Origin of the sequence: Alkalihalobacillus alcalophilus ATCC 27647 = CGMCC 1.3604, assembly GCF_000292245.2 — a bacterium.
GTDB lineage: Bacteria > Bacillota > Bacilli > Bacillales > Bacillaceae_D > Alkalihalobacillus > Alkalihalobacillus alcalophilus.
Window position 1 is genome coordinate 1 of the sequence record NZ_ALPT02000001.1, and the last position, 23,235, is coordinate 23,235.

The 23,235-nt window shown below is 36.9% G+C and carries 20 protein-coding genes and 1 riboswitch; of the genes, 6 read left to right on the forward strand and 14 right to left on the reverse strand.

Annotated elements, in window-relative coordinates:
• The first annotated feature begins 114 nt into the window (after positions 1-114).
• Complete coding sequence (locus BALCAV_RS21385) at positions 115-267, forward strand: aspartyl-phosphate phosphatase Spo0E family protein (RefSeq protein ID WP_003323271.1); 153 nt, start codon at positions 115-117, stop codon at positions 265-267.
• Between the two features lie 105 nt (positions 268-372).
• Positions 373-556: riboswitch (Lysine riboswitch) on the forward strand.
• A 133-nt stretch (positions 557-689) separates the two neighbouring features.
• Positions 690-1,577, forward strand: coding sequence for a 4-hydroxy-tetrahydrodipicolinate synthase (dapA, locus tag BALCAV_RS00005; protein ID WP_003323269.1), 888 nt, complete (start codon positions 690-692; stop codon positions 1,575-1,577).
• A gap of 261 nt (positions 1,578-1,838) precedes the next feature.
• Here dapA and kapB read toward each other — a convergent pair whose 3' ends face one another.
• The 6 genes from kapB to gltB form a co-directional block, all read right to left on the reverse strand.
• The gene (gene kapB / locus BALCAV_RS00010) at positions 1,839-2,216 is read right to left on the reverse strand and encodes a sporulation phosphorelay system protein KapB (RefSeq protein WP_003323268.1); all 378 of its coding nucleotides are present in this window, start codon (positions 2,214-2,216) and stop codon (positions 1,839-1,841) included.
• A gap of 52 nt (positions 2,217-2,268) precedes the next feature.
• Positions 2,269-2,520, reverse strand: a complete 252-nt coding sequence (locus tag BALCAV_RS00015; RefSeq protein ID WP_003323267.1) for a hypothetical protein — start codon at positions 2,518-2,520, stop codon at positions 2,269-2,271.
• Positions 2,521-2,628: 108 nt separating this feature from the next.
• On the reverse strand, positions 2,629-2,970 hold the full coding sequence (locus BALCAV_RS00020) for an SRPBCC family protein (RefSeq protein WP_003323265.1): 342 nt from the start codon (positions 2,968-2,970) through the stop codon (positions 2,629-2,631).
• Between the two features lie 193 nt (positions 2,971-3,163).
• Positions 3,164-3,799: a YpjP family protein gene (locus tag BALCAV_RS00025; RefSeq protein ID WP_003323264.1), complete on the reverse strand. Its 636-nt coding sequence runs from the start codon at positions 3,797-3,799 to the stop codon at positions 3,164-3,166.
• 115 nt (positions 3,800-3,914) lie between these two features.
• Positions 3,915-5,402, reverse strand: coding sequence for a glutamate synthase subunit beta (locus BALCAV_RS00030; protein WP_003323263.1), 1,488 nt, complete (start codon positions 5,400-5,402; stop codon positions 3,915-3,917).
• Positions 5,403-5,588: 186 nt separating this feature from the next.
• On the reverse strand, positions 5,589-10,181 hold the full coding sequence (gene gltB / locus BALCAV_RS00035; protein ID WP_003323261.1) for a glutamate synthase large subunit: 4,593 nt from the start codon (positions 10,179-10,181) through the stop codon (positions 5,589-5,591).
• A 612-nt stretch (positions 10,182-10,793) separates the two neighbouring features.
• On the opposite strand from gltB, the gene BALCAV_RS00040 reads away from it, so the two are divergent.
• The 3 genes from BALCAV_RS00040 (at position 10,794) to BALCAV_RS00050 (ending at position 13,964) form a co-directional block, all read left to right on the forward strand.
• A complete protein-coding gene (locus BALCAV_RS00040) occupies positions 10,794-11,813 on the forward strand; it encodes a toxic anion resistance protein (RefSeq protein WP_003323260.1) in 1,020 nt (339 codons plus the stop codon).
• 34 nt (positions 11,814-11,847) lie between these two features.
• Positions 11,848-12,753, forward strand: coding sequence for a hypothetical protein (locus BALCAV_RS00045; protein ID WP_003323259.1), 906 nt, complete (start codon positions 11,848-11,850; stop codon positions 12,751-12,753).
• 239 nt (positions 12,754-12,992) lie between these two features.
• A complete protein-coding gene (locus BALCAV_RS00050; protein ID WP_003323258.1) occupies positions 12,993-13,964 on the forward strand; it encodes a DUF2777 family protein in 972 nt (323 codons plus the stop codon).
• A gap of 192 nt (positions 13,965-14,156) precedes the next feature.
• On the opposite strand, the gene BALCAV_RS00055 is transcribed toward BALCAV_RS00050, so the two are convergent.
• The 3 genes from BALCAV_RS00055 to BALCAV_RS00065 form a co-directional block, all read right to left on the reverse strand.
• On the reverse strand, positions 14,157-14,600 hold the full coding sequence (locus tag BALCAV_RS00055) for a GNAT family N-acetyltransferase (RefSeq protein WP_003323257.1): 444 nt from the start codon (positions 14,598-14,600) through the stop codon (positions 14,157-14,159).
• 155 nt (positions 14,601-14,755) lie between these two features.
• On the reverse strand, positions 14,756-14,965 hold the full coding sequence (locus BALCAV_RS00060) for a hypothetical protein (protein WP_003323256.1): 210 nt from the start codon (positions 14,963-14,965) through the stop codon (positions 14,756-14,758).
• 16 nt (positions 14,966-14,981) lie between these two features.
• Positions 14,982-16,121 (reverse strand): conserved virulence factor C family protein, encoded by a 1,140-nt coding sequence (locus BALCAV_RS00065; RefSeq protein ID WP_003323255.1) that lies wholly within the window; start codon positions 16,119-16,121, stop codon positions 14,982-14,984.
• A 193-nt stretch (positions 16,122-16,314) separates the two neighbouring features.
• Between BALCAV_RS00065 and BALCAV_RS00070 the strand changes: the two genes are divergently transcribed.
• Positions 16,315-17,037, forward strand: a complete 723-nt coding sequence (locus BALCAV_RS00070) for a metallophosphoesterase family protein (RefSeq protein ID WP_003323254.1) — start codon at positions 16,315-16,317, stop codon at positions 17,035-17,037.
• A 64-nt stretch (positions 17,038-17,101) separates the two neighbouring features.
• Here the strand turns inward: BALCAV_RS00070 and BALCAV_RS00075 are convergent, their stop codons facing one another.
• From BALCAV_RS00075 to BALCAV_RS00100, 5 genes are all read right to left on the reverse strand, one after another.
• Complete coding sequence (locus tag BALCAV_RS00075; protein ID WP_003323253.1) at positions 17,102-17,533, reverse strand: BrxA/BrxB family bacilliredoxin; 432 nt, start codon at positions 17,531-17,533, stop codon at positions 17,102-17,104.
• 13 nt (positions 17,534-17,546) lie between these two features.
• Positions 17,547-17,894 (reverse strand): thioredoxin family protein, encoded by a 348-nt coding sequence (locus tag BALCAV_RS00080; RefSeq protein WP_003323251.1) that lies wholly within the window; start codon positions 17,892-17,894, stop codon positions 17,547-17,549.
• A gap of 183 nt (positions 17,895-18,077) precedes the next feature.
• Positions 18,078-18,995, reverse strand: a complete 918-nt coding sequence (gene rnz / locus BALCAV_RS00085) for a ribonuclease Z (RefSeq protein WP_003323250.1) — start codon at positions 18,993-18,995, stop codon at positions 18,078-18,080.
• A gap of 122 nt (positions 18,996-19,117) precedes the next feature.
• Positions 19,118-20,365 (reverse strand): threonine ammonia-lyase IlvA, encoded by a 1,248-nt coding sequence (ilvA, locus tag BALCAV_RS00090; protein WP_003323249.1) that lies wholly within the window; start codon positions 20,363-20,365, stop codon positions 19,118-19,120.
• Positions 20,366-20,980: 615 nt separating this feature from the next.
• On the reverse strand, positions 20,981-22,489 hold the full coding sequence (locus BALCAV_RS00100) for an IS1182 family transposase (RefSeq protein ID WP_040323172.1): 1,509 nt from the start codon (positions 22,487-22,489) through the stop codon (positions 20,981-20,983).
• Positions 22,490-23,235: the final 746 nt, after the last annotated feature.

The window sequence follows — 23,235 nt, forward strand, 5'->3', positions numbered from 1 at the left end:
GATTTTTTATCGCTTATAATAATGTTTGTGTTAATTATTCATAAATGTATTTATATTTTTTTCAAAATTATAATGAGAATGATTACACAGAAAAATTAAATGGAGTGGAAATAAATGATCAAGTTACAAATTGAATCAAAGCGGAATCAAATGTTACGTTTAGCCGAAAAGTACGGATTCACTTCAGATGAAACCGTACGATGTAGCCAGGAATTAGACGAGCTACTGAACACCCTTCAAATCCCAATTATTAGAAATAAAATTTAATTTTTATGATTTGTATCATAAAAGTGAAATGAAATCATTGCAATGAGTAAAATCTTTTGATAAGGTAGAGTCACTATAGTGAATAATCTTTACTTCATCAGTTGAAGTGAGGCTAGAGGAGCAAACTCCATCAGTAAGTATGTGTAGAAGGTTGAGCTTTGATGAAGCATACTAAAAGGGGATTTTGCCGAAGCTAAATAAGAAGCTCATCTTTTATTTAGCTGGGACTGTATTTAATAAATGCAGGACTGTCATATAGCATGGAGCTATATGGAGGGCTATCTCACGCATTGGAATGATTGTGTACGCACAGTTTTGCCATGCAGCAATGAGGATCCTTCATTGTTGTTTTTTTTGTGTTCAATCGGAGATAATAGATATAGCCCATTTTATTGATAATAATGGAATTGAGGGTGAGTAAAATGAATTTAGGACGAGTTATTACCGCAATGGTAACCCCGTTTAATGAAGAAAACAAAGTAGATGTAAATAAAACAAAAGATTTAATTGAGCATTTAATTAGTAATGGTACAGATGCCATTGTTGTAGCTGGAACAACCGGTGAATCTCCAACATTAACACATCAGGAGAAATTACATTTATTTGAAACAGTCGTTCAAGCTGTTAATGGCCGTATTCCTGTTATCGCCGGAACTGGTTCTAATTCAACCGCAGCATCTGTTGAACTAACCTTGCAAGCCGAACAATTAGGTGTCGATGCGATTATGCTTGTTGCCCCATATTATAATAAACCTTCTCAAGAAGGACTTTATCAACATTTTAAAACGATTGCCGAAGCAACAGATTTGCCAATCATGTTATATAATATCCCAGGGCGTAGCAGTGTCAATATTAGCGTAGAAACGACACTTCGTTTAGCAAAACTACCTAATATCATTGCAACCAAAGAAGCAAGTGGTGATTTAGACGCCATGACAACCATTATTGCAGGTGCACCAGATGGTTTTGCCTTATACAGTGGTGACGATAGTTTAACTTTACCTGTATTAGCGATTGGTGGTACAGGTGTTGTATCCGTTGCCTCTCATATTATTGGCAATGAAATGCAACAAATGATTCAAAATTTCTTTGCTGGTCAAGTACAAGCCTCAGCAATCCAGCATAGAGAACTGTTACCTATCATGAAAGCCCTATTTGCTGCACCAAATCCAACACCAGTTAAAGCGGCACTTAATATGAACGGTGTCCAAGTTGGCTCTGTTAGACTGCCACTTGTGCCATTAACAGAAACCGAGGTCAATGAACTAAAAGTTCAGCTCAGCCCTTCGTTAAGCTTTTTTGTTAGTTAATAATAAAAAAAGAAAATCTTTCAATTATCTCCAAATTAAAAAACGGGGCTGACCAAGAAGTCATGAAAATGACCTTTGAAGGTCCAGCCCCTTTTCAATGTATATAAAGCGAACGGTAAACAACACCCCATGCCCACCTAGCTGACTTCATTCAAAAATGAATACTATCTATCCCTAATAAGAAAAAAGAGCTGTACTTCTAAAGTCAACAATTGAACTTTAGAAGTACAGCCCCTATCCATTAATCATTTTAACAATACCTTATTCAAAACGATATTCCTTTTTTAAATCATTTAATTTTTCCAAGCTTTTTAAATTAAAATCTGTCTCTTCACTCTTAAGCTTTTCATGTAATTGATTCCATGCAATACTTAGTGATTCTTTATACTCTAAAACCTCTCCTTGATAGCTTTTTAAAGAAGAAAGTGGCATCCAAGCTTTCTCAAATTGAGCTAACGCCTTTCTTTCATGAAAGAATACACCTTCTGTTTGCTTTGGGTGATGCAAATCCCCTTGTTGTGGATGTTTTTTGACAGCAACCACTTTTACAAGTGCTTTATTTTCGGCCTCTTTCACCTGCAAACATTCCCCTATATAAACGCCTGTTTTATATACAGCCTGCACAATCTGCGCTTCCACGATATCCCACCTCTCCATTTATGAAGTCCAAAAGCATCTGTACATCAGAAATTTATAAACCGGGAACTAATAAAGTAAATAAATTCCACATAAATTCAGAAATAGGCACTAAATTCTCCTCAGCATAGCCCTTTAAGCTTTCTGACCCACTAAAAAAATCAATGATAATAAAAGTGAAAGTCACCAACACAACAAAAATCGTTGAAGCTAATATGACTGCTAGCAGTGCGATATAGGCCATTACTACTCGAAATACCCACCTTAACCAAGTAGGAATTTCCTTAATCTTTTTTAATATTTCCACTTAGGCTCCTCCTTACGTTCAAAACTCACTATGTTTCTATCGTACCAAAAAAGCCCTAAATAATGTGAAAAAATAAATGAAGATCAAGTGAATATTCGAGTAAATACACTATTTAGATAAGCCAACTTTTTTCAAAATCCCATCGATCGGTACACCATCAGGAGTCGATATATCACTAAAGTCAAACATTCTTAAGTCCACTTTGCCATTACTCGATACACTAATTGGTTGCTCATCCTCTTCTTGTTTAGATGATTCGACAACATTTATTTCTACTTCTGACGGCTCTTCTTCTCTATCATCTAATTGAGCAACTTCCAACGTTGTTTCTTCATCGATTGGAAGTGTGTTTGTTTGCTCGTGATTGCTAAATTGTATAAATGCTATAGTCCAAACCGCAATAAAAATGAAGCAAGTCACACTAATGAACCATATTTGACGTTTTTTCACAGGTTGAACCCCCTTTTCATGACCACTTATATAGGTCTATACTACCACAAACTGCAAATGTAGTCAGTAAGTCTTATTAACTAAAAACAGACTTTAACTAGTCAAATAGAAGGGTTTTAATCAAAAAAGAAGTACATATGCAAAAAAACCACAACAAAGGTCGTATGGACCTAATTGCTGCAGTTTTTTTAAATTAAGCCATCCATTTTGGCGGCATATTTTTCCCCCAGTATACATCCCCTAAATTATGATGACCTTCATGACCATCTAAGAATGTATGATAATGAAAATTAAACCAATGCCCTTTTTTCGGTGGTTGATCTCTTCGAACGTGAAAACGAAATATATCTTCTCCACTCTCTTCATTATATAAGTGAAAAATCTTTTCACCTGAACCATTCGTTGGTTTGGATGATAATTTTACTTGTTTCCACTCATTTTCCGTTAATTGATTAGTTGTCTCTGCAACGACTTCTGACAGCTTTGGTAAAATCTCGTCTTGAAACGGTTTTTCGATCTGTTTGGATATCGTTTCACCAAATTTGAGCATGCTCATATCATAAGCAAATTGCAAAAGGTAATTTGTATAAACTTCAGCAGATGACACATCTCGATGTATGTATTTATCCGTACTTGAAGGAAGAACGGCATGGAACAAAGCATATTCACTTTCATCTACTTTATAAATATTAGGTTTTTCATACACTGATTTTGACAAACGTAATGGCTCTTCTGCATAAACCTCTCGATAATCGGTTCCAGTCGTAACAAGACCAATCGATAGAAGCGCTGTAGAGACTAATAAGCCACGTTTTATCCAAGAAAACATAAAAAAACGCCCCCTCACCAATTAATAGATAATTCTATCATCTCATAATATTGGTGAAAAGGCTATGACTTTTTATTATATAATACATGTTAAAAATAGAAAATCCCTATATATTTTAAGGTAAATTTGAAGCTCCCATTAAATAACGATCACATTCTCTTGCGGCTTCTCGGCCTTCGTGAATAGCCCACACAACTAAACTTTGACCACGACGATTATCTCCAGCTGCATAAACTCCTTCAACACTTGTTACATATTGACCGTATTCTGCTTTAATATTAGAGCGCTTATCCGTTTCTAACTTCAATTGTTGAATAATCTTTTCTTCAGGGCCAGTAAACCCAACTGCTAATAATACTAAATCAGCTGGCCAAACTTTTTCTGAACCTGCAATAGGATGACGAGTCTTTTGTCCATTTTCATCAATTTTAGTTTCAACAGAAATGGTATGAAGCTCTTTTAAATTTCCATTTTCATCCCCAACAAATTTAGTTGTCATTAATTGATAGGCCCGCGGATCATTACCATAAACAGCCTTTGCTTCTTTATGGCCATCATCTACCGTATGAACAATTGGGAACATCGGCCATGGATTATTAGCTGGTCGCTCCTCTAATTTGGTTTTATTAATATCAAATTGAGTGATCGACTTCGCCCCGTGACGGACTGATGTTGTAATGCAGTCTGTTCCAGTATCCCCACCACCAATAACAATAACGTGTTTATCTTTCGCATCGATATAGTCTTGATCTTGAAAATTTGAATTTAATAAACTTTTCGTATTTGCCGTTAAGAAATCCATAGCAAAGTGAATACCATTTAATTCACGGCCTTCCACTTCTACATCACGAGGTTTAGTAGCACCGGTACATAATATAACAGCATCAAATTCCTTATCTAACTCAGCTGTTGTAATATCTTTCCCTACCTCCATGTTAGCTTTAAATAGAATCCCTTCTTCCTCTAAAAGCTTTACACGACGTTCAACGATATGGTTCGCTAACTTCACATCTGGAATTCCATATGTTAATAGGCCACCAATACGATCCTCACGTTCAAAAACCGTAACTAAATGACCGGCTTTGTTTAATTGTGCTGCCGCTGCTAGTCCAGCTGGGCCAGAACCTACAACAGCTACTTTTTTCCCGGTTCTTGTTTTAGGTGGCTGGGGCGTAATCCAGCCTTCCTGGAAACCTCTTTCGACAATGTGGTACTCAATGCTTTTAATGGATACAGCGTCATCACTAATCGCTAATGTACAGGAACCTTCACATGGAGCTGGACAAACCCTTCCTGTAAATTCCGGAAAATTATTTGTTTTGTGGAGGCGGTCAAGTGCTTCACGCCATTTCCCGCGATAAACGAGATCGTTCCATTCTGGAATGAGATTGTAAACAGGACAACCGATTTCTCCTGAACCAGCCATTGTTGTACCCGTTTGACAAAAAGGGACGCCACAGTCCATACACCTTGAACCTTGCTTCCTTAAAGAAGCTTCCGGCATAATGATTTGAAACTCCTGCCAATTTTTTGTTCTTTCAAATGGATCCCGCTTCGTTGGGTTCTCTCTTTTATATTCTAAAAATCCTGTTGGTTTCCCCATTCATTTCACTCCAAACTGCATTCTATTGTTCTGAATTCATATGGAGAGGAGGCTGAGACAAAAGAGTTTAACGAACAAAAAATCCGAACTTAATATTCGTTGCTCCCTTAGAGAGGTAGACTCACTAAAGGAGTGTCTAGTTCGTATCTTTGCTTAAACACTTTCGTTTTGTCCCAGTCCCTTCTATTATTTTCCACTAACTCGCGATTTATCGTTTTTATTTTCATCAAACGCAGCCATCACTGCATCAACATCCGCTAACCCCTCTTGTTTAACACGCTCAATCGCTTCAAGCATTCGTTTATAATCTTTTGGAATGACTTTAACGAACTTCTTAATTTCATTTTGCCAATTTCCGAGAATGCTCTTCGCTACTTGACTATTTGTATATGACTGATGTTTTTCGAGCATCGATTTTAATAACGATAAATCGATATCCGTTAATACTTCTTCAAGTAAGACCATTTCTTTGTTGCATTTATTAGCAAAATCACCATGCGGATTATATACAAAGGCAATCCCGCCTGACATACCAGCAGCGAAGTTTTTACCTACCGTTCCTAAGTTTACAACGACTCCACCTGTCATGTATTCAAGGCCATGATCTCCTACCCCTTCAACAACAACAGATGCACCTGAATTCCTGACCGCAAAACGTTCGCCTGCATTTCCATTAATATACGCTTCTCCACTAGTTGCCCCGTAAAAAGTCGTATTACCAATCAAAATGTTTTCTTCCGCTTTAAAGGTAGAATTCTTCGGTGGATAGATGATTAATTTACCACCAGATAATCCTTTTCCTGTATAGTCATTGGCATCACCTTCTAAAGTGATCGTCATTCCTGTTGGTAGAAAAGCTGCCAAACTTTGACCGGCAGACCCGTGCAATTGAATATTAATCGTATCCTCTGGTAAACCTTTTAAACCATAACGTTTACTGATTTCACTTCCTACAATTGTTCCAACTACACGATCAATGTTTTTCACTTCTGATTCAATAAAGACTTTTTCACCATGTTCAATGGCTGCTTTACTTACTGGCAATAGTTTGCGGTGATCAAGTGAAATTTCAAGTTGATGGTCTTGCTCAACCGTTTTATAGTTTTTCGCTTGTGAATTTACTTCTGGTTTATAAAGCAAATTCGATAAATCAATTGTTTTTGCTTTATCATTTTCAATGTTGGGATTCACTTCCAAGACGTCCGTACGACCGATCATCTCATCAAATTTACGGAACCCTAACTCAGCCATAATTTCACGAATTTCCTCCGCTATAAAACTCATAAAATTAACTACATGCTCAGGCGATCCCATATATTTTTTTCTTAACTCAGGATTTTGTGTTGCAATTCCGACTGGACATGTATCTAAATGACAGACACGCATCACAATACAACCTAAAACGACTAAAGGAGCTGTAGAGAACGCATATTCTTCAGCACCTAATAAGGCAGCTGTGACAACATCTTTTCCTGTCATTAACTTCCCATCAGTTTCTAAAGTGACACGACTCCGTAAATTATTTAATAGGAGTGTTTGATGTGTTTCTGCTAACCCAATTTCCCAAGGTAAACCTGTATGCTTAATACTTGTTCTGGCAGCAGCCCCTGTTCCACCATCATATCCACTAATAATAATGCCATCGGCCCTACCTTTAGCAACACCAGCAGCAATCGTGCCTACACCTGTACCAGCAACTAATTTAACACTAACTTTTGCTGCAGGATTTGCGTTTTTTAAGTCGTGAATTAATTCCGCTAAATCTTCAATTGAATAAATATCATGATGTGGTGGTGGTGAGATAAGACCAACCCCAGGTGTTGAACCACGAACTTCAGCCACCCATGGATACACTTTGTTACCAGGTAATTGTCCACCTTCTCCAGGTTTTGCCCCTTGTGCCACTTTGATTTGAATTTCATCAGCATTGACTAAATAATGACTTGTCACACCAAAACGACCTGATGCTACTTGCTTAATCGAACTTCTTCTCAAATCACCATTTTCGTCCGGAGTAAAACGCTCTGGATGTTCCCCACCTTCACCTGTATTGCTTTTCCCTCCGATTCGGTTCATCGCAATCGCTAATGTTTCATGTGCTTCTTGAGAAATCGAACCAAAGGACATTGCTCCCGTTCTAAAACGTTTAAAAATTTCAGAAGCAGGTTCAACCTCTTTTAATGGAACAGAAGGTCGGTCACCCTTAAACTTTAACAAGCCCCTTAAAGAAGTTTGCTGTTTCGTTTGTTCATTAATGGCGGTTGAATACTTTTTAAATAGCTTAAAATTATTAGAACGACAGGCATTTTGAAGCATATGAATCGTGTGAGGATTGTATTGATGCGGATCACCATCACGTCTCCACTGCAAATCATCACCTGCATCAAGTGTTTTATCGACACCTTCTTGATTTGAATAAGCCCTAGCATGACGCTTTAAAACTTCTTGTTCAATAACAGCTAGACCAATTCCACCAATCCTAGTCGTTGTCCAAGTGAAATATTTGTTAATGACCTCATCTGATACACCAACGGCTTCAAAAATTTGCGCTCCTCGATAACTTTGAATCGTGGAAATGCCCATTTTTGATAGGACTTTCATAATCCCTTTTGTTGCTGCTTTTACATAACGGTTAACAGATTCGACATAGGAATAATCTTCAATTAAACCATCTTGAATTAACCCATCAACAGAATCAAAAACTAAGTAAGGGTTAATTGCTTCCGCACCATACCCTAATAAAACCGCGTGATGGTGAACTTCCCTTGGTTCCCCAGATTCTAATAAGATACTTACTTTTGTTCTTGTCCCTTTTCGAATTAAATGATGATGTAACCCACTAACAGCTAACAAGGAAGGAATGGCCGCAAAATTCTGATTCATTCCTCTATCACTTAATACAATGAGTGAATAACCTGCTTCAATCGCACGATCCGCCTGCTCAAACAGTTGTTCCAATGAAGCTTCTAGACTTCCTTCATTCCCCACTTTAAACAAAATCGATAACGTCGTAGCTTTAAACCCAACCATTTTATTATGGCGAAGTTTGGCTAATTCTTCGTTATTAATAATCGGATATGGTAAATGAATATGTCTACAACTTGAAGGCAAAGGGTTTAATAAATTTTGTTCAGCACCGATTGTTGTCCCCATCGCTGTCACAACTTCTTCACGAATCGCATCAATTGGCGGATTTGTCACTTGTGCAAATAATTGCTTGAAATAATTATATAAAAGCTGTGGTTTTTTTGATAAAACCGCTAGTGGCGAATCATATCCCATTGAACCTACTGGATCAACACCATCTTTAATCATTGGCGTAATCATTTTAGAGAGTTCTTCGTACGTGTAACCGTAAGCAAGTTGCCTCTCTTTCAATTTAGAAAAATCTGTATTTTCAACATTCGATGTTTCTAAAACATCCTCTAATTGGATTAAATGATCAGCTACCCACTCTTGATAAGGGTGCTCTTTAGCAATTTCTTCTTTAATTTCTTGATCAGGGATAATTCGACCTTCTTCAGTATCAACCAAAAGCATATGCCCTGGGTGCAAACGCTCTTTATATAATACATTTTCAGGTTCTATTTCCAAGACACCCACTTCAGATGACATTAAAATATAATCATCCTTTGTCACGTAATATCTCGAAGGTCTTAAGCCATTACGATCTAAACAGGCACCAATTTGTTTTCCGTTTGTAAAGACGATCGCTGTTGGTCCATCCCAAGGCTCCATTAAGGTACTATGGAATTGGTAAAAAGCTTTCTTTTCTGGACTCATTGCTTGATCATTTTGCCAAGGTTCCGGAATCATCATCATCGCTGTATGTTGCATGGAACGTCCAGCTAATGAGAGAAATTCTAGAGCATTATCAAACATGGATGAATCACTACCATTTTGATCAATAATTGGTTTAATTTTATCCATATCATCGCCAAATAACTGTGATTCAAATAATTGTTCACGAGCATGCATCCAATTCACATTCCCTTTAACGGTATTTATCTCACCGTTATGAATCATGTAACGATTCGGATGTGCTCTCTCCCAGCTAGGGAATGTATTTGTACTAAACCTTGAATGGACAAGCGCCAATGCTGATTCAAAGTCCGGATCATTGATATCTAAATAAAATTGATTTACTTGTTCCGTCGTCAGCATTCCCTTATACACAATGGTACGACTAGATAAGCTTGTGAAATAAAAAGACTGTCCTTCGGGAACAAATTCAGCCGTTTCATTTTCTGCCCGTTTTCTAATCACATATAATTTCCGTTCAAATTCATCTGTACTTTTCATTTGTGTTGGCTTCTTGATAAAAATTTGGCGAATAAATGGCATCGCTGATTTTGCTGCATTACCAAGCATTGAATCATCAGTTGGCACATTCCGCCAGCCAAGTAGTTCTACATTCTCTTCTCTAATAATTGTCTCTAGTTTCTTTTCCGCAAGTTCTCTTTGATGAGCATCTTGTGGCAAAAACAGCATCCCTACACCATATTCATCTTCATTCGGAAGAGTCATTTCCTCTGCTTGGCAGACCTTTTTAAAGAAACGATGTGGAAGTTGTAAAAGAATACCGGCACCATCACCTGTATTCACTTCGTCCCCCTGGCCACCTCGGTGTTCCAAATTACGTAAAATATGAAGTGCATCATCAACAACTTGATGTGATTTCTTTCCTTTCATATGAGCCAAGAAACCGATACCGCAATTGTCGTGCTCAAATTGCGGGTCATACAGGCCTTGTTTCTTCGGGTATCCAGCGTTCCGCATTGGCATCAACCTTTCTCCAAAAAATAAATTCAATCAACTCTCCCCAAATAATTTCGAGCTAATATACAGTATTATATCATTTTTCTGACATTTCGGCAAATTAAAAATTATAAACCCCTCATATGAAAACGCTTTCTACCAAGCGTTAAAAGGTATTTTTCCATCCCCTCTCTATTACCTATATGAGCATTTAATGTATATTAATAACTTTAAATTGAATAAAAATACAAACACTCCTTTCTCTAATCATTTTATTATAAAAGTATAATACCAGCGTACAGATGTTTAACGACGAACAAAACAAACAACAATCACTGAATTTGTTCGCTTTTACAACAGTCCGTTTCCTTATATATGTAATAAAATCAGTCTTTGGTCTGATTCCTTTTCGACAATTATCTTTTTAAATAGTTTAAGGATACAAAAAAAGGGGCATGTAATCTTTTTGAATACGTAAGTACGAAGATTGTAAATTCCTATAAATTCATTCATAATAAAATCAAGGAATCTTACCATTTAAACCAGTTTTTAATCCTCAAAACGGAAATGAAACTTTCTTCTAAATAAATACGTAAATAAAAGAAAGAACAATTAAAATCGGAGGTATTTTTTATGACAAATCAATCGACAAATTCTCCATTGATTAAGGAAGAAATCGAAAAACATATAAAGCAAGAAAAAAATATTGATGCGATCCTCGAAAAACTACAATCATTAGGCGAAGATGAACAAAAACAAGCGGGCGAATCTTTAGAAGCTTTAAAACGCCCAGTTAAAGAAATGATGAATGATCAATCCAACCAACTGCCTAACCAATTATACCAATTAAAAGAAATGGTTAGTCAATTAGAGCCTGATTATTTAAATGATGGTCAGCTAAAAAAATGGGTTAATAAATTATTAAAAAGAAGCCCTATTGAGGCCTATACAAAAAAATATCAAACAGTCGAAGCACAAGTAGAACAAGTGATCGAAGGGTTATTGAGCGGACGTGATAAACTTCAAGAAGACAATGTTATGCTGCAACAATTAAAAGAAGTGGCTAAACAACGCATTCATAATTTAAACGTTCAAATTGATAATGGCAATCAACTACACGAAATGCTAGAGCAAGAAATGGATTCAGAGCAGTGGAAAGACAACCCGAATGAATTAAAAAAGGGGCAAGTGAAAATTGTCACGAGGGTCAAAAATATGTCTCAAGCCGTTATGGTTCTTCAGCAATCCTTAGCTTCCGTTGACTTAATTATTGATAATAATGATAAACTTGAGGAAGCGATTTTTAATGCCATTACAATGACAAAAAACATCATTACGGTCACTGCTTCTATTCAATTAGCATTAAATAATCAGCAAAAAGTGATCTCTGCTGTTCGAAATGTTAATGAAGCAACAGAATCCATGCTATTATCCAATGCACAATTATTAAAAGAAAATACTGAACAAACCTTAAAGACATTAGAAGAACCTGCGATTGCGATTGAAGCTTTTAGAAAAGCCTACAATCAAGTTTTTGAAGCGATTGAATTAACTGAACAATCAAATGAACGAATTGTGACAAGCGGAAAAAAATTCATTGAAGAAATGGACACTCTTAATAAAGAAATGAAAACGAAATTAATCGGCAAATAAATGCAAACAGAGACCCAAAAAAGGAGGAGAAATGATGAAAGATTTAATGGATTCACCATGGCTACGCTTTTTTACCCCCGCCCACAAAAGAGCTGTGGATGAACATCTCCTTCGTGATGAAGCAACAACTAAATTACTGAAAACTGGGGAAAAGTTAATTGATCATTTAATCTCAAAAGCACCAGGTTATAATCAAAAAAGAAGCTTACGTCGCAAGCAAAAACAATCAATCGTCCGCTTAAAGATCAACCATAAATTTATTAAACTTCAATTGCTAGATACAAAATATTCAGTCTCACCAATTCAAAAACGTATTACAATTATTTGTTATCGTCATTATGTACGTTCCAAAAATGGTGTAGGGATTTGTAAGGAAGCTTCTATAAACTATATGAAAGATGGAACATGGCATGTTAGATCTTTAAAACAGTCTTCACTCTTTCAAGGGATATTTTTTCGAATCCACCGACTTGATGAAGCTTTTTCTCAAGGACAAAGCCAATCAGAAGGTTCACTTGAATTATTAGATAAACAAAAAGAACTCCTCGGAGCTTCTAAAACAGACCAACTTCCACTATTACTAGAAGAATCGAAACGATTTTTTGATTCGGTCGAGCAATTCTCAATCGATCCATTAATTCAAAACCGCTTAGAGCGCTTAATCAAACAAGCGAGTAAATTAAGTTCTGATTTTGATTTACTTGATTACGAGGAAAAACATATTGTAAGAAGGATGTTTAAAGAGGATGTCCCCAAACTATTAAATACGTTTTTGTCATTATCGCTTAAAAACCAACTCGAACAAAAAGAAAACATTTTTGTAACCTTATCAAAAATGGAACTTACCTTAATTGACTATCATAATCAATTAGAAAAAGCACGAGTGGAAAAAATGAACCATCTCATCAGGCTCCAAGAAATGAGATATAATCGAGATTGAAGGTTCTGTTTTCATTTTATTGTCAACAATCGTCATCATAATCATAGATTGTTAACATACAGAATAAAAAATGAACGTCGTTTGCGTTCATTTTTTTTAAAACGTTTCGTTTTATGGTAAAATGATGGGACAGTTTGTTTTTTAGTTTTTTACTGCCCGTTATGATAGTTCTGCAGAAAAGCTAAATTAACGAACAAATAGATAAATGAATGACCGATAGAAAAGGAGTGAAAGTCTAAATGGATCGTAAAGAAGCACAACAATTAATTGGGTTTACCGTACAATATACCGATCAACATAAAGGTACATATTTAGCCCGTTTAGATGATTTAATTTTGGAACCTCGAAAGCCTTTTCGTGGACAAATTACCATCCTTGCCCTACTTTCTTTACCGACATTAATCGTCGACAAGCAGCAAGAGGCTTTTTATCCCTTAATTAAAGAAGGGGTCAGTTTGGAATGTTCCGGTCAATCTTTAGAAAAAACAGATTTTAAAAACGATTTATCCTATAACGAGTCTTTACTTCTCGCTTACGAAAACCGGATAAAACAATTATCATATAATGAAGATTTTTTTGAGATAGAATTCCTTAACTCAAAAAAACAACAGCTCCTTACTAAATGTTTAGCTATTCGGCCCACTATTGAACTTGAAGATTATATTAAATACACATTTGAAGAGCGTAACGAGCATTTTGTATTAATTGATGAGCATGGCGGTATTCTAGACCTTGATGACTGCCCTTTTGAATTAATGTGGCAAATCGATTCGACTAATTATAGCGGTTATTATATCGGGGCTGGTCAATTTGAATCTAATGACAAACAGATGTATTCGCCAATCGACGGGGATTGGATTTTTATTCACAAAGATCAATTTGATCCTTATATGATCTTAAGGCAAGAGCTTGAACCACAAGTACTTGAGGCGTTTGAAAAAAGCTTAATGAGCTACGGACTTACACATGATGATTTGATTGAATGCCATAACACATTATTGCGTCAATTGCTCAGTCAAGAACAAACATCCGATTTTTCAGGTACCAACTTCCTAACTTATAAAACGAATCAAGGGATTACAATGGTATTACATCATTATGATCGCAAATTAAAAAAAGGCAAAGAAGACATCATTTACGACCGCTTTGAATTCACGACAGAGAATGGCAAACGTTCGATTTTTACGTATACAAACGAATATTCGGTTTAAAGGAACTCCCAAAAGCCTTTTTAAGAGCTTTTGGGGGTTTTTATTTCAAGTTATTTGAATTTAGCACCAAAAATGCTTGGACAATTCCCAAGCAGCAACTTTTCAACAAACTTTTTAGTACTTGAGAGGCCCTCCGGCTCCGCTCCCGAGATGGGGGCACGCTTTCCGCAGGACGCGGAGGCGAGTGTGGAACTAACTAGCTGGGCCGTTTTTATCTGCTCTTAATTTATTAGGACTTCCTGATTGCACTTCGTAATTTCTTAAAATCATTCCGTTTGATTTTTTCATATTAAAATTCTCATAATAAGGAACTAATTCATCATCACAGCATAAATCAATCATATAAATATGGTCAAGCTCTTTTAACATTCGCTTTACTAATTCGTAGCCTATGCCTTTATTTTTATATTCTGGCAAAACTTCAAGGAAAGGAATATAGGCAGACAGTACTCCATCACTAATTGCTGTTATAAACCCAACTACTTGATTAGTATTATCATCTACTGCCACAATCACTTTACTACTGTTTTCTAACAATTTTAAATGCGTTTGAGCATTAGGAGGATTAAGCCAACCATCAAAGAAACCTTTCAACGTATTAGCAGTAATACCTTCAAGACAATTTTTGTATATCACTATATAACAGCCCCTAAATGAAAATTAATTCAGATGATATACCAGAAGTAAACTAACACCATATCCTGTGTTATCTCTGAAACAAAAACTTGGTTGATAAAATCTCGTTTAACAAGACTTTATCAACCAATTATACCTTTTAAGGCGTTCTTTATTTACTCTTCGTCTTCTACATAAATGATTTCGACACCACAGGCTTTTAATGTATCGATAATTTGTTTGTTAAGTTCTCGATCATAACAAAGCCCAATCGATTCGACTAGTTCTAATTCCTCTAAATAGCCTTTTTCAGCATCTTCGACAAGCTCGAGTAAATCTTCCATGTTATCAACTGATAACTTTGCTTTTAATTGTTCTATATTCATTTGTTTTTATCCCTCATTACTTTTGTTTTGATGACAGAGAATCGGTCATTTGTTTCCAGACGGAACCTTTGGCTTCTTCCCCACCTTCAATTCTTTCTAACGCCATTTTCACTTGAAGAGCTACTTCAAATTCCGGATCATTTTCTGCTTCTTTTAAGGCTTCAATCGCCGATGCATCACCTACTTCATTTAAAAACATCGCGGCTCTCCAGCGAACAAGTTTATTTTTGTCTTTTAAAGACTCGATTACTTCTGGCATAGCTGCTGGATCACCGATATCGGACAAACAGTCGCCAGCAGTACGACGAACAGTTACAGAAGAGTCTTTTAAAGCTTTATATAAGAGTGGCAATACAATAGGCTTCTCGATCATCCCTAAATACATCGTAGCCAACCTTCGAATCGATGCTTTTTCATCCTCTAGTGCTTTTTCTAAAACTGGCAAATCTTCTTCGCTCGGATCCATCCTGTCTAGTATTTCATAACGCTCACGCCAGTCTTCTTTATCAAGCATTTCAAGTGTCACTTTTATATAACGATTCGTTGTAATACGCTCAGCCCCTGCCTCTCCTTCTCCACGGTTAGCAGCTTGTACTAATTCTTTTAAGCGTTCTTCCGAATAAGCAGCTGAGACTTCTTCTCGTACTTCCTTTGCTATCTCATCTAACTCACCATATCGTACCCCTTGGTCAACCCATTTTCTCTCCAAGACGACATTATCAGAATCAGATTGAGCTTTAGCTAGTGCTTCAACAAAACGTTCTGGCAAACCTTCACGCTTTTCTTGCTCTCCATCTGATAGTTTGATTTGCATCGGAATTCCTTTAAACATTTGTAATTGAACGGTCACTTCACCAAAATGCTCAGTCGCTTTTTCTTCCGCTTTTAATGCTTCAGCGTTCTCGCCAAAAATCGCTCTTACTTTCGGTAAAATAAGTTTCCAATCGACTTTCGGATGACGATCAATGGCAATAAAGTCAGCTACATGATAGACAGCCTTTACCCCTTCAACCTCAAATAACTCTTGTATATTTTTCGGTGCTGTATCCTTATTTTTCACAGTATAACTATGACCTGACTCCCCGCCTAAACTTTCACTTAATGTAAGTTTCATTGTATTTGGACTAGGTGTTGGTTCGATTGATTGAATATACAATCTATCCAGCCTCCTTCTTATTGAATTCTTTATTGATCTTACCATATTCAGCAGGATGCTGCCAATTTAACAACCGACAGCTATTACCGTATTTTAGTCATTGACTCCTTTCAAATTCTATATTATTTCACAAAATTAATTCAGAAAATTGAGTGTTTGTCTGTTATACTATAGAAAAGGGAGGTTATAAGACATGCGTTTTGCGTTTTTATCAGATATTCATGGCAACGCCACTGCACTAGAAGCAGTCATTCATGATATTCGCCAACAAGAAGTTGATCAAATTTTTATTCTAGGAGATATTTGTTTCCGTGGTCCTGAGCCAAAACGTTCACTTGATCTAGTTCGTTCCCTTGATGCAACTGTTATCAAAGGAAACGCAGATGAGTGGCTTGTAAAAGGTATTTCTAAAGACGAAGTTCCAGAAGAAGCACTTGCCATTATGAATGAAGAACGTGAATGGACACTACAAAGACTTGAAGACGAAGATTTAGAATATCTAGCAAATCTTCCGACAGAATTAGTCATTGAAGATGGTTTAGACATTATTATTCATGCCTTTCATGCCACACCAAATGATTTACTAGGTGTCGTCTTGCCTGACGAAACAGAAAAAATTGAAAATGAAATTATGCAACGTGATGAAGCCGATTTATTCGTATATGGGCATACTCATTTGCCATTTGTTCGTTCATTACTCGGTAAAAATGTCGCAAACACAGGTAGTGTAGGAATGCCATTTGATGGACATCCACTCGCTTCCTACTTAATTGTTGAGATTGAGGATGGTCGACACCGTCTTCACTTAAACCGAGTACCATATAATCGTGAACATGTTGTTGAATTATACAAGCAAGGTAGCTACCCTAATATCGAAACAATGGGACGAGTTATCTTTTACGCGGTAAAACCGTAATATTATGATCAAAAAAACACTGGAATCCCAGTGTTTTTTTGATTACATCATTATCATACATCGCTTAACAATGATCGTTATATGCTTGAGCAAGGTTGCGGATAATATTTTCGGGAGCTTCCCCTTCAATATGCTCTCTTGGGATAAAGTGTACGACTTCTTTTCCTTTTAATAAAGCCATTGACGGTGAAGATGGTGGAATATCACCAAAATAGCTTCTCATTGTTGCAGTCGCTTCTTTATCTTGACCAGCAAAAACAGTAACAAGATGATTTGGCGTTTTATCATGTTGTAATGACGTAATCGCTGCTGGCCTTGCTAACCCAGCGGCACAGCCACAAACAGAATTTACAACAACAAGTGTTGTGCCCGCTGCATTTTCCATATACTCTTGAACGGCCTCTTCTGTTATTAACTCTTTAAATCCTGAATCTGTTAATTCTTTTCTCATCGGTAAGACCACTTGTTTCATATACTCTTCATATGCCGTTGACATCGTATCGACTCCTTTAACGTTCCTTTAAATTTAATTCTAATTGTTTTTTTACAAAGTATGGCTTTAATGTATCAAATAAATAAGCAACCGATTGAAACGCGTACAATCTTTCTACTCCTAAGCCATTTTGAAACACGAGTAAACATGGAACACTTTCAATCTTCCACTTTTGAGCAAAATGAGCGGCATGATTGATATTCAATTGATTAATTGTTATCTGCTCATTGGTTGCTTCCACAATTTCAATCATTTTAGAGGCCAATTTACACGTACCACATAAGGGTGTGTAAACATATAAAAACTCAACAGAGTCTCTTTGATTTAACTTATGCTCAAAACGTTCAATCGATATTTCCTTCATTTTGTTCCCTCATTTAAACACTCTCTAGATTCTTATCTATTTTAACAGATTATCACTCATCTCGCACGGGTGACTTTCTTGAGAGCATTATTCTTAAAGTCACCTTATAGCAGACAAATTTCATTTCCGTTCTATAATAACGGATGATTACATTTTGGTCATAGCTTGCTTCGACATAATCATTTACGTTAGTTTATAAATCATTTGATCAAACGCAATAAGTGTCGGTGTAAAAAACTGGTTCGCCTCGTTTAAAAGCGACTCTTCCGCGCCTGCATAACGAGAGCTAATATGAGTCATAATCAGTTGTTTTACATCTGCTTTTTTCGCTAATAAAGCAGTAGCTTCAATCGTTGAATGACCAAATTGTAGCGCATGTTCACGTAAGTCACTTCTAAAAGTAGCTTCATGAATAAGTAAATCGGCTCCGGCGGCAAATTCTACTAATTTTTCGGAAGGTCTTGTGTCTCCGGCAATGACAACTTTACGTCCTCGTTTTGGTTCACCAACAAAATCTTTTCCATTTAGAATTGTTCCATCTTCTAACCGAATTTGTTCTCCCTTTTTAATTTGCTGATAAATCGGACCTGGTGGAACTGCAAATGGTTTTAATTTATCGATTAGAAGCTCCCCTGGCTTTTCCGCTTCCACTAATTTATAAGCAAAGCTCGGCATCACATGATCAAGTTCAAGAACTTCTACTTTTACACCATCTTCATCAAACAGCGGTCCACTTTTAGTCACTTCAACAAACCGAATCGGATATTTTAAATACGTATGTGATACTTTTAAGGCTTGTGTCACAAAGTCTTCTAGGCCAGGGGGCCCATAAATAACTAATTCAGATGTCGCTCCTTGAAAAGAACGTGACCCGATAATTCCTGGTAAGCCAAAAATATGATCGCCATGAAGATGGCTAATAAAGATCTTCTCTATTTTTGATAAAGAAATAGGCGTTTTTAAAATTTGCTGCTGTGTCGCCTCCCCACAATCAAATAACCATTGAATGCTTCTTCTTTTTAAAAAACGTAACGCAAGGGCACTAACATTTCGTTCCGTCGACGGGATTCCGGCCCCTGTACCTAAAAAATAAAATTCCAAACTTATTCCTCTTTTCCTAGCTAATCATATTAACTAGTATACCATGCCACAAAAAGGACAAACATCAAAGAATCTCGCCATACAAAAAGAACGTACTACAATTGTACGCTCTCTACTCCTATTCAAATGAGAAGATTAAACAAACTCTCATTTTTATTGATCTCGTGAAATCCGAAACCTTTCTTTTCTAAACGATGGATAAACTGTTCATAATCTTGATTACATTTGAGTTCAATTCCAATTAACACCGGTCCATTGGATTTGTTATTTTTCTTTGTATATTCAAATCTTGTGATATCATCATTTGGCCCTAACACTTCTTGAATAAATTCTCTTAAAGCACCCGCACGTTGAGGGAATTGAATAATAAAATAATGCTGCAACCCTTCATAAATTAAAGAACGCTCAGACATTTCCTGCATTCGGCCAATGTCATTGTTTCCTCCACTTACGACACAAACGACGGTTTTGCCTTTAATTTCTTCTTGATAAAAATCTAAAGCGGCAATCGGCATCGCTCCCGCTGGTTCAGCAACAATCGCGTTTTTATTATAAAGTTCCAAAATAGTTGTTGAAATCTTTCCTTCAGGCACAAGGGTAATATCGTCTAATAATTGCTGGCAAATTCGAAAAGATAAATCTCCGACTCGCTTAACAGCGGCACCATCGACAAATTTATCAATCGTTTCTAGTTCAATTACCTTTCCTTGTTTCAGTGATTCCTTCATTGAAGGTGCTCCCACAGGCTCACATCCAATGATTTGTGTTAAAGGACTTATGCTTTTAATATAAGTGGCAAGCCCGCTTATGAGACCTCCACCTCCAATAGACGCAAAAACATAATCGATATTTTCATCAATATCATTCATGATTTCCAAACCAACTGTTCCTTGACCGGCAATAATGTTTTCTTGATCAAATGGATGAATAAAGCTCAGGTTTTCCGCTTCTCTTACTTTCATCGCCTCATTAAATGAATCATCAAAAGTATCGCCAGTTAAAATCACCTCGACAAATTCTTTTCCGAAAAATTTCACTTGGTCCACTTTTTGACGCGGAGTTGTTGAGGGCATAAAAATCTTCCCGTGAATTTTTAACTTATAACAGGAATAAGCAACACCTTGAGCGTGGTTTCCTGCACTTGCACAAATAATGCCATTTGCTCTTTCCTCATCTGTCAAACATGAAATTTGATAAAAGGCACCTCTCAGTTTAAAGGAGCGGACGACTTGCAAATCCTCTCTTTTTAAATAAACTCGGCATTGATATCTTTCTGACAAGACTTGATCATATTGTAAAGGTGTATGGGTTACAATATCTTTTAAACGTTGATTCGCAATGATGATGTCTTCTAATTGTACTAATTCCATGCTAAATTTCCTTTCGAATTATCATTTATAAGTATTTTCTGAATTTACGAATAAAACAATCTTATCATATGGTTACCCTTTTGATAAGACTTTGTTCACAAATATCTTAATCGCTTTAAAGTTTTAACACTTGCCATCAAGAAAATTTGATAAAGTGCGATATATATAACTCAACTTTCGCAGCGTATGATTGACCCTTAACCGTTGATAGAGATTGACTTTAGGGCGATACCATACTCAAATTGACTTTACAGGAACGGTTCAATCATTGACAGTCTGAACATACCTCTTAGTAGGCTGTTGAAGGAAACTGTGCACTAAAATGAAGAGCTTGGGTGGTCGCTACCAAACAGAAACCAGACATGGGAGTGATTTATGTTCTACTTGTTTCATGCCCTTCGGCTATCGCTCCCAAACAGACACTCCGCGTCCTGCAGGAACCTCATGAGCCTCCTCAGCACGCTTGCGGGGTCTCATTGGACGGTTTATTCGAGGCTGCTGAAAAACCTCGCTTATTTTTTGGGATGGAAAGGAGCGAACTAAAAAAGGGAAAGGAATAACCATTAATTGGTTATTCCTTTCCCTTTTTTCTCCTTTTATTCGGTCTAATTTCCCTTAATTTTGCTCTTTTTCATCGATTAGTTTCATGATTCGTTTCAGATTGACAACGAATATGGTCATAGCCGTCTGAAGGCTCATGCCAAACAGACCCGAGTTTTTCGCTTTTTTAAACCCGTGCCGATTCTTCATTTCTCCAAATTTAGCTTCAATCATATAGCGATCTCGTGCCAATGCTTGAAAGACTTCAGAGTTCTGAAAGTGTTCTTGTTCCCTATGTTCAGGTGATTTGATGGTCACCGAATAGGTTTTCGTTTTGGTTCCTTTATAACAACCTTCTTGCATGGGACAGGACTGGCAGATCTCCACATCAAAAAAGTATTTCATTTGAGGGTTCTTGTTTTCTTTTTGTCCTCGGTTATCTATCTTCTTCTTAAAAGCTAAATGACCAGCTGGGCAAGCGAACATGTCCGCATCTTTATTAAAAACAAATCCTTTTTGAGCGTTAGGGTGTTGAGTGATAATGGGGTGAAGCTTAGAAACAAGGTCAATCTTTCCTTCTTCTTTGGCGAATTGTAAATTGTCTTTCCCTGAATAAGCGGTGTCTCCAATTACGGTATCTATTTCTACTCCTGCGGCTCTTGTCTGATTCACTAAATCTTGTAAATAGCGACCATCCGCTTTTTCCCCCGTTGTGACAATCGCTGCGGTTATCAAACGGTCTGTGGTCATAGCCGTATGCGTTTTGTAACCGAAAAACGATTGGTCTTGTGATTTGTACCCAACACGCGCATCTGGATCATTGGATGGAACAGTGCCTTCTTGATAATCTTCTACGATTTCCTTTAAATAGTTCACTTTCTCTTGAATAGCTGGAATCGGTTCTAATTTCGCTTCTTGCTCGATCGTTTCAATTAATGTTTTACTATAGGCACACCATTCTTTTCCGTCATCACTTTTAGGCTTTTGTGGGAATTTTTCTTTCATCGATTCATCAAATTGATAAACGCTTTTCCTCACAAGTTTGGCTTTTTCTTTTATAAATCTTCCAGCGGTCATCGAATGATACCGCGAGGAACTGTGCGTTGAATCCACGATAACGGTGCTACTCATACGAATCTGATGCTGTTCAGCGATCTCCACTGTTTTGGCGATAAGAATGGTCAGTAAGTTTCCTTTTTCCTTTTCCTCTTTTCCTTCGTTCATCTCTTCTTCAATCGGTTTGATTCGTTGTTTTCTAAATTTTGATAAGAGGCTCGGATCAATGACATCATCTTCAGGGGCTAGATCTAAAAAGAACTTAATCGCTAAATCCGTTTTAGAACGAGCGACCAGATCTCGATCGGCTAAACTATAAAATTCCTTTAGAAGCAAATATTTAAACATTCGAATGGGAGGAACACCATTTCTTCCATTATCTAAACAATAAGCTCCCTTAAAAAGCTCATCTATAAAAGAAAAATCCACTAACTCCTTGATTCTTCTTAATGGATGATCAGGGTCGATCAGCTTTTCGTATAAATCAATATAAGGACTAAGAATCAAGGAAGATTGTTGTTCGATCATGTTTACCACCCATTCTGCTTTGTTTCTTTTATTATACAAGAAATTCAACGACCTAAAAACAAAATTTCCATATTTATGGGGGACTTTTTCAGCAGCCTCGGTTTATTCCTGCGGGAGTCTCCGTGTCTGTTTGTCCGCTTGATAATAGAATCGAATCTAGGTTCGGTTCTCCTCATGGAATAAAAAATAGTCATTACTTCAACGTACAAGAGCTTGAGAATGATTTTTCTTCAATGACTCAGTCCGTTACAGTTGTAAACAAATCCGTGTTGATACTCTGTACGTTAGCTAGACTAGCGAGCTTATTTCGATTGGAATCATGTCTTTTCATAACTAACAAAGTAAAGAAGAAGGTCCTTATGCGTTAGAAATAGCTGATTTGGGCATGGCGATATCATCAAGCATCTCCACGACACTTAGCGGACAAAACCATACGGAGACTCCCGTGGGAATAAACCGTGGAGCGAGACCCCGCAAGGCTTGCCGAGGAGGCTCGCCAGGTTCCCACAGGACGCGGAGTATGGTTTTGGGAGCGACAGCCGAAGCGCATTGTACATTGTCTATTTTTTCTTAATGCACAGTTTATCCGTTTTGTGTGATAATGCGTTCTTTCTTTCCAAACGTGTCAAGGGCATTTGTTTAAGAGCTTCCCTTTCGCTCTGCCAACTAGTTGAACGGATTTTCTCGATGCGAAAGTGGAGTATAAAACTAAAGGAAGTTCTTACATCATGGAAAAGGAAAAGTCA

What these genes read in the sequence shown, in the direction of transcription:
- BALCAV_RS21385 (WP_003323271.1), top strand. Translation starts at nt 115, where the DNA reads ATGATCAAGTTACAAATTGAATCAAAGCGGAATCAAATGTTACGTTTA.
- dapA (WP_003323269.1), top strand. Translation starts at nt 690, where the DNA reads ATGAATTTAGGACGAGTTATTACCGCAATGGTAACCCCGTTTAATGAA.
- BALCAV_RS00025 (WP_003323264.1), bottom strand. Translation starts at nt 3,799, where the DNA reads ATGTTTTCTTGGATAAAACGTGGCTTATTAGTCTCTACAGCGCTTCTA.
- BALCAV_RS00030 (WP_003323263.1), bottom strand. Translation starts at nt 5,402, where the DNA reads ATGGGGAAACCAACAGGATTTTTAGAATATAAAAGAGAGAACCCAACG.
- gltB (WP_003323261.1), bottom strand. Translation starts at nt 10,181, where the DNA reads ATGCGGAACGCTGGATACCCGAAGAAACAAGGCCTGTATGACCCGCAA.
- BALCAV_RS00040 (WP_003323260.1), top strand. Translation starts at nt 10,794, where the DNA reads ATGACAAATCAATCGACAAATTCTCCATTGATTAAGGAAGAAATCGAA.
- BALCAV_RS00045 (WP_003323259.1), top strand. Translation starts at nt 11,848, where the DNA reads ATGAAAGATTTAATGGATTCACCATGGCTACGCTTTTTTACCCCCGCC.
- BALCAV_RS00050 (WP_003323258.1), top strand. Translation starts at nt 12,993, where the DNA reads ATGGATCGTAAAGAAGCACAACAATTAATTGGGTTTACCGTACAATAT.
- BALCAV_RS00060 (WP_003323256.1), bottom strand. Translation starts at nt 14,965, where the DNA reads ATGAATATAGAACAATTAAAAGCAAAGTTATCAGTTGATAACATGGAA.
- BALCAV_RS00070 (WP_003323254.1), top strand. Translation starts at nt 16,315, where the DNA reads ATGCGTTTTGCGTTTTTATCAGATATTCATGGCAACGCCACTGCACTA.
- BALCAV_RS00075 (WP_003323253.1), bottom strand. Translation starts at nt 17,533, where the DNA reads ATGTCAACGGCATATGAAGAGTATATGAAACAAGTGGTCTTACCGATG.
- BALCAV_RS00080 (WP_003323251.1), bottom strand. Translation starts at nt 17,894, where the DNA reads ATGAAGGAAATATCGATTGAACGTTTTGAGCATAAGTTAAATCAAAGA.
- ilvA (WP_003323249.1), bottom strand. Translation starts at nt 20,365, where the DNA reads ATGGAATTAGTACAATTAGAAGACATCATCATTGCGAATCAACGTTTA.
- BALCAV_RS00100 (WP_040323172.1), bottom strand. Translation starts at nt 22,489, where the DNA reads ATGATCGAACAACAATCTTCCTTGATTCTTAGTCCTTATATTGATTTA.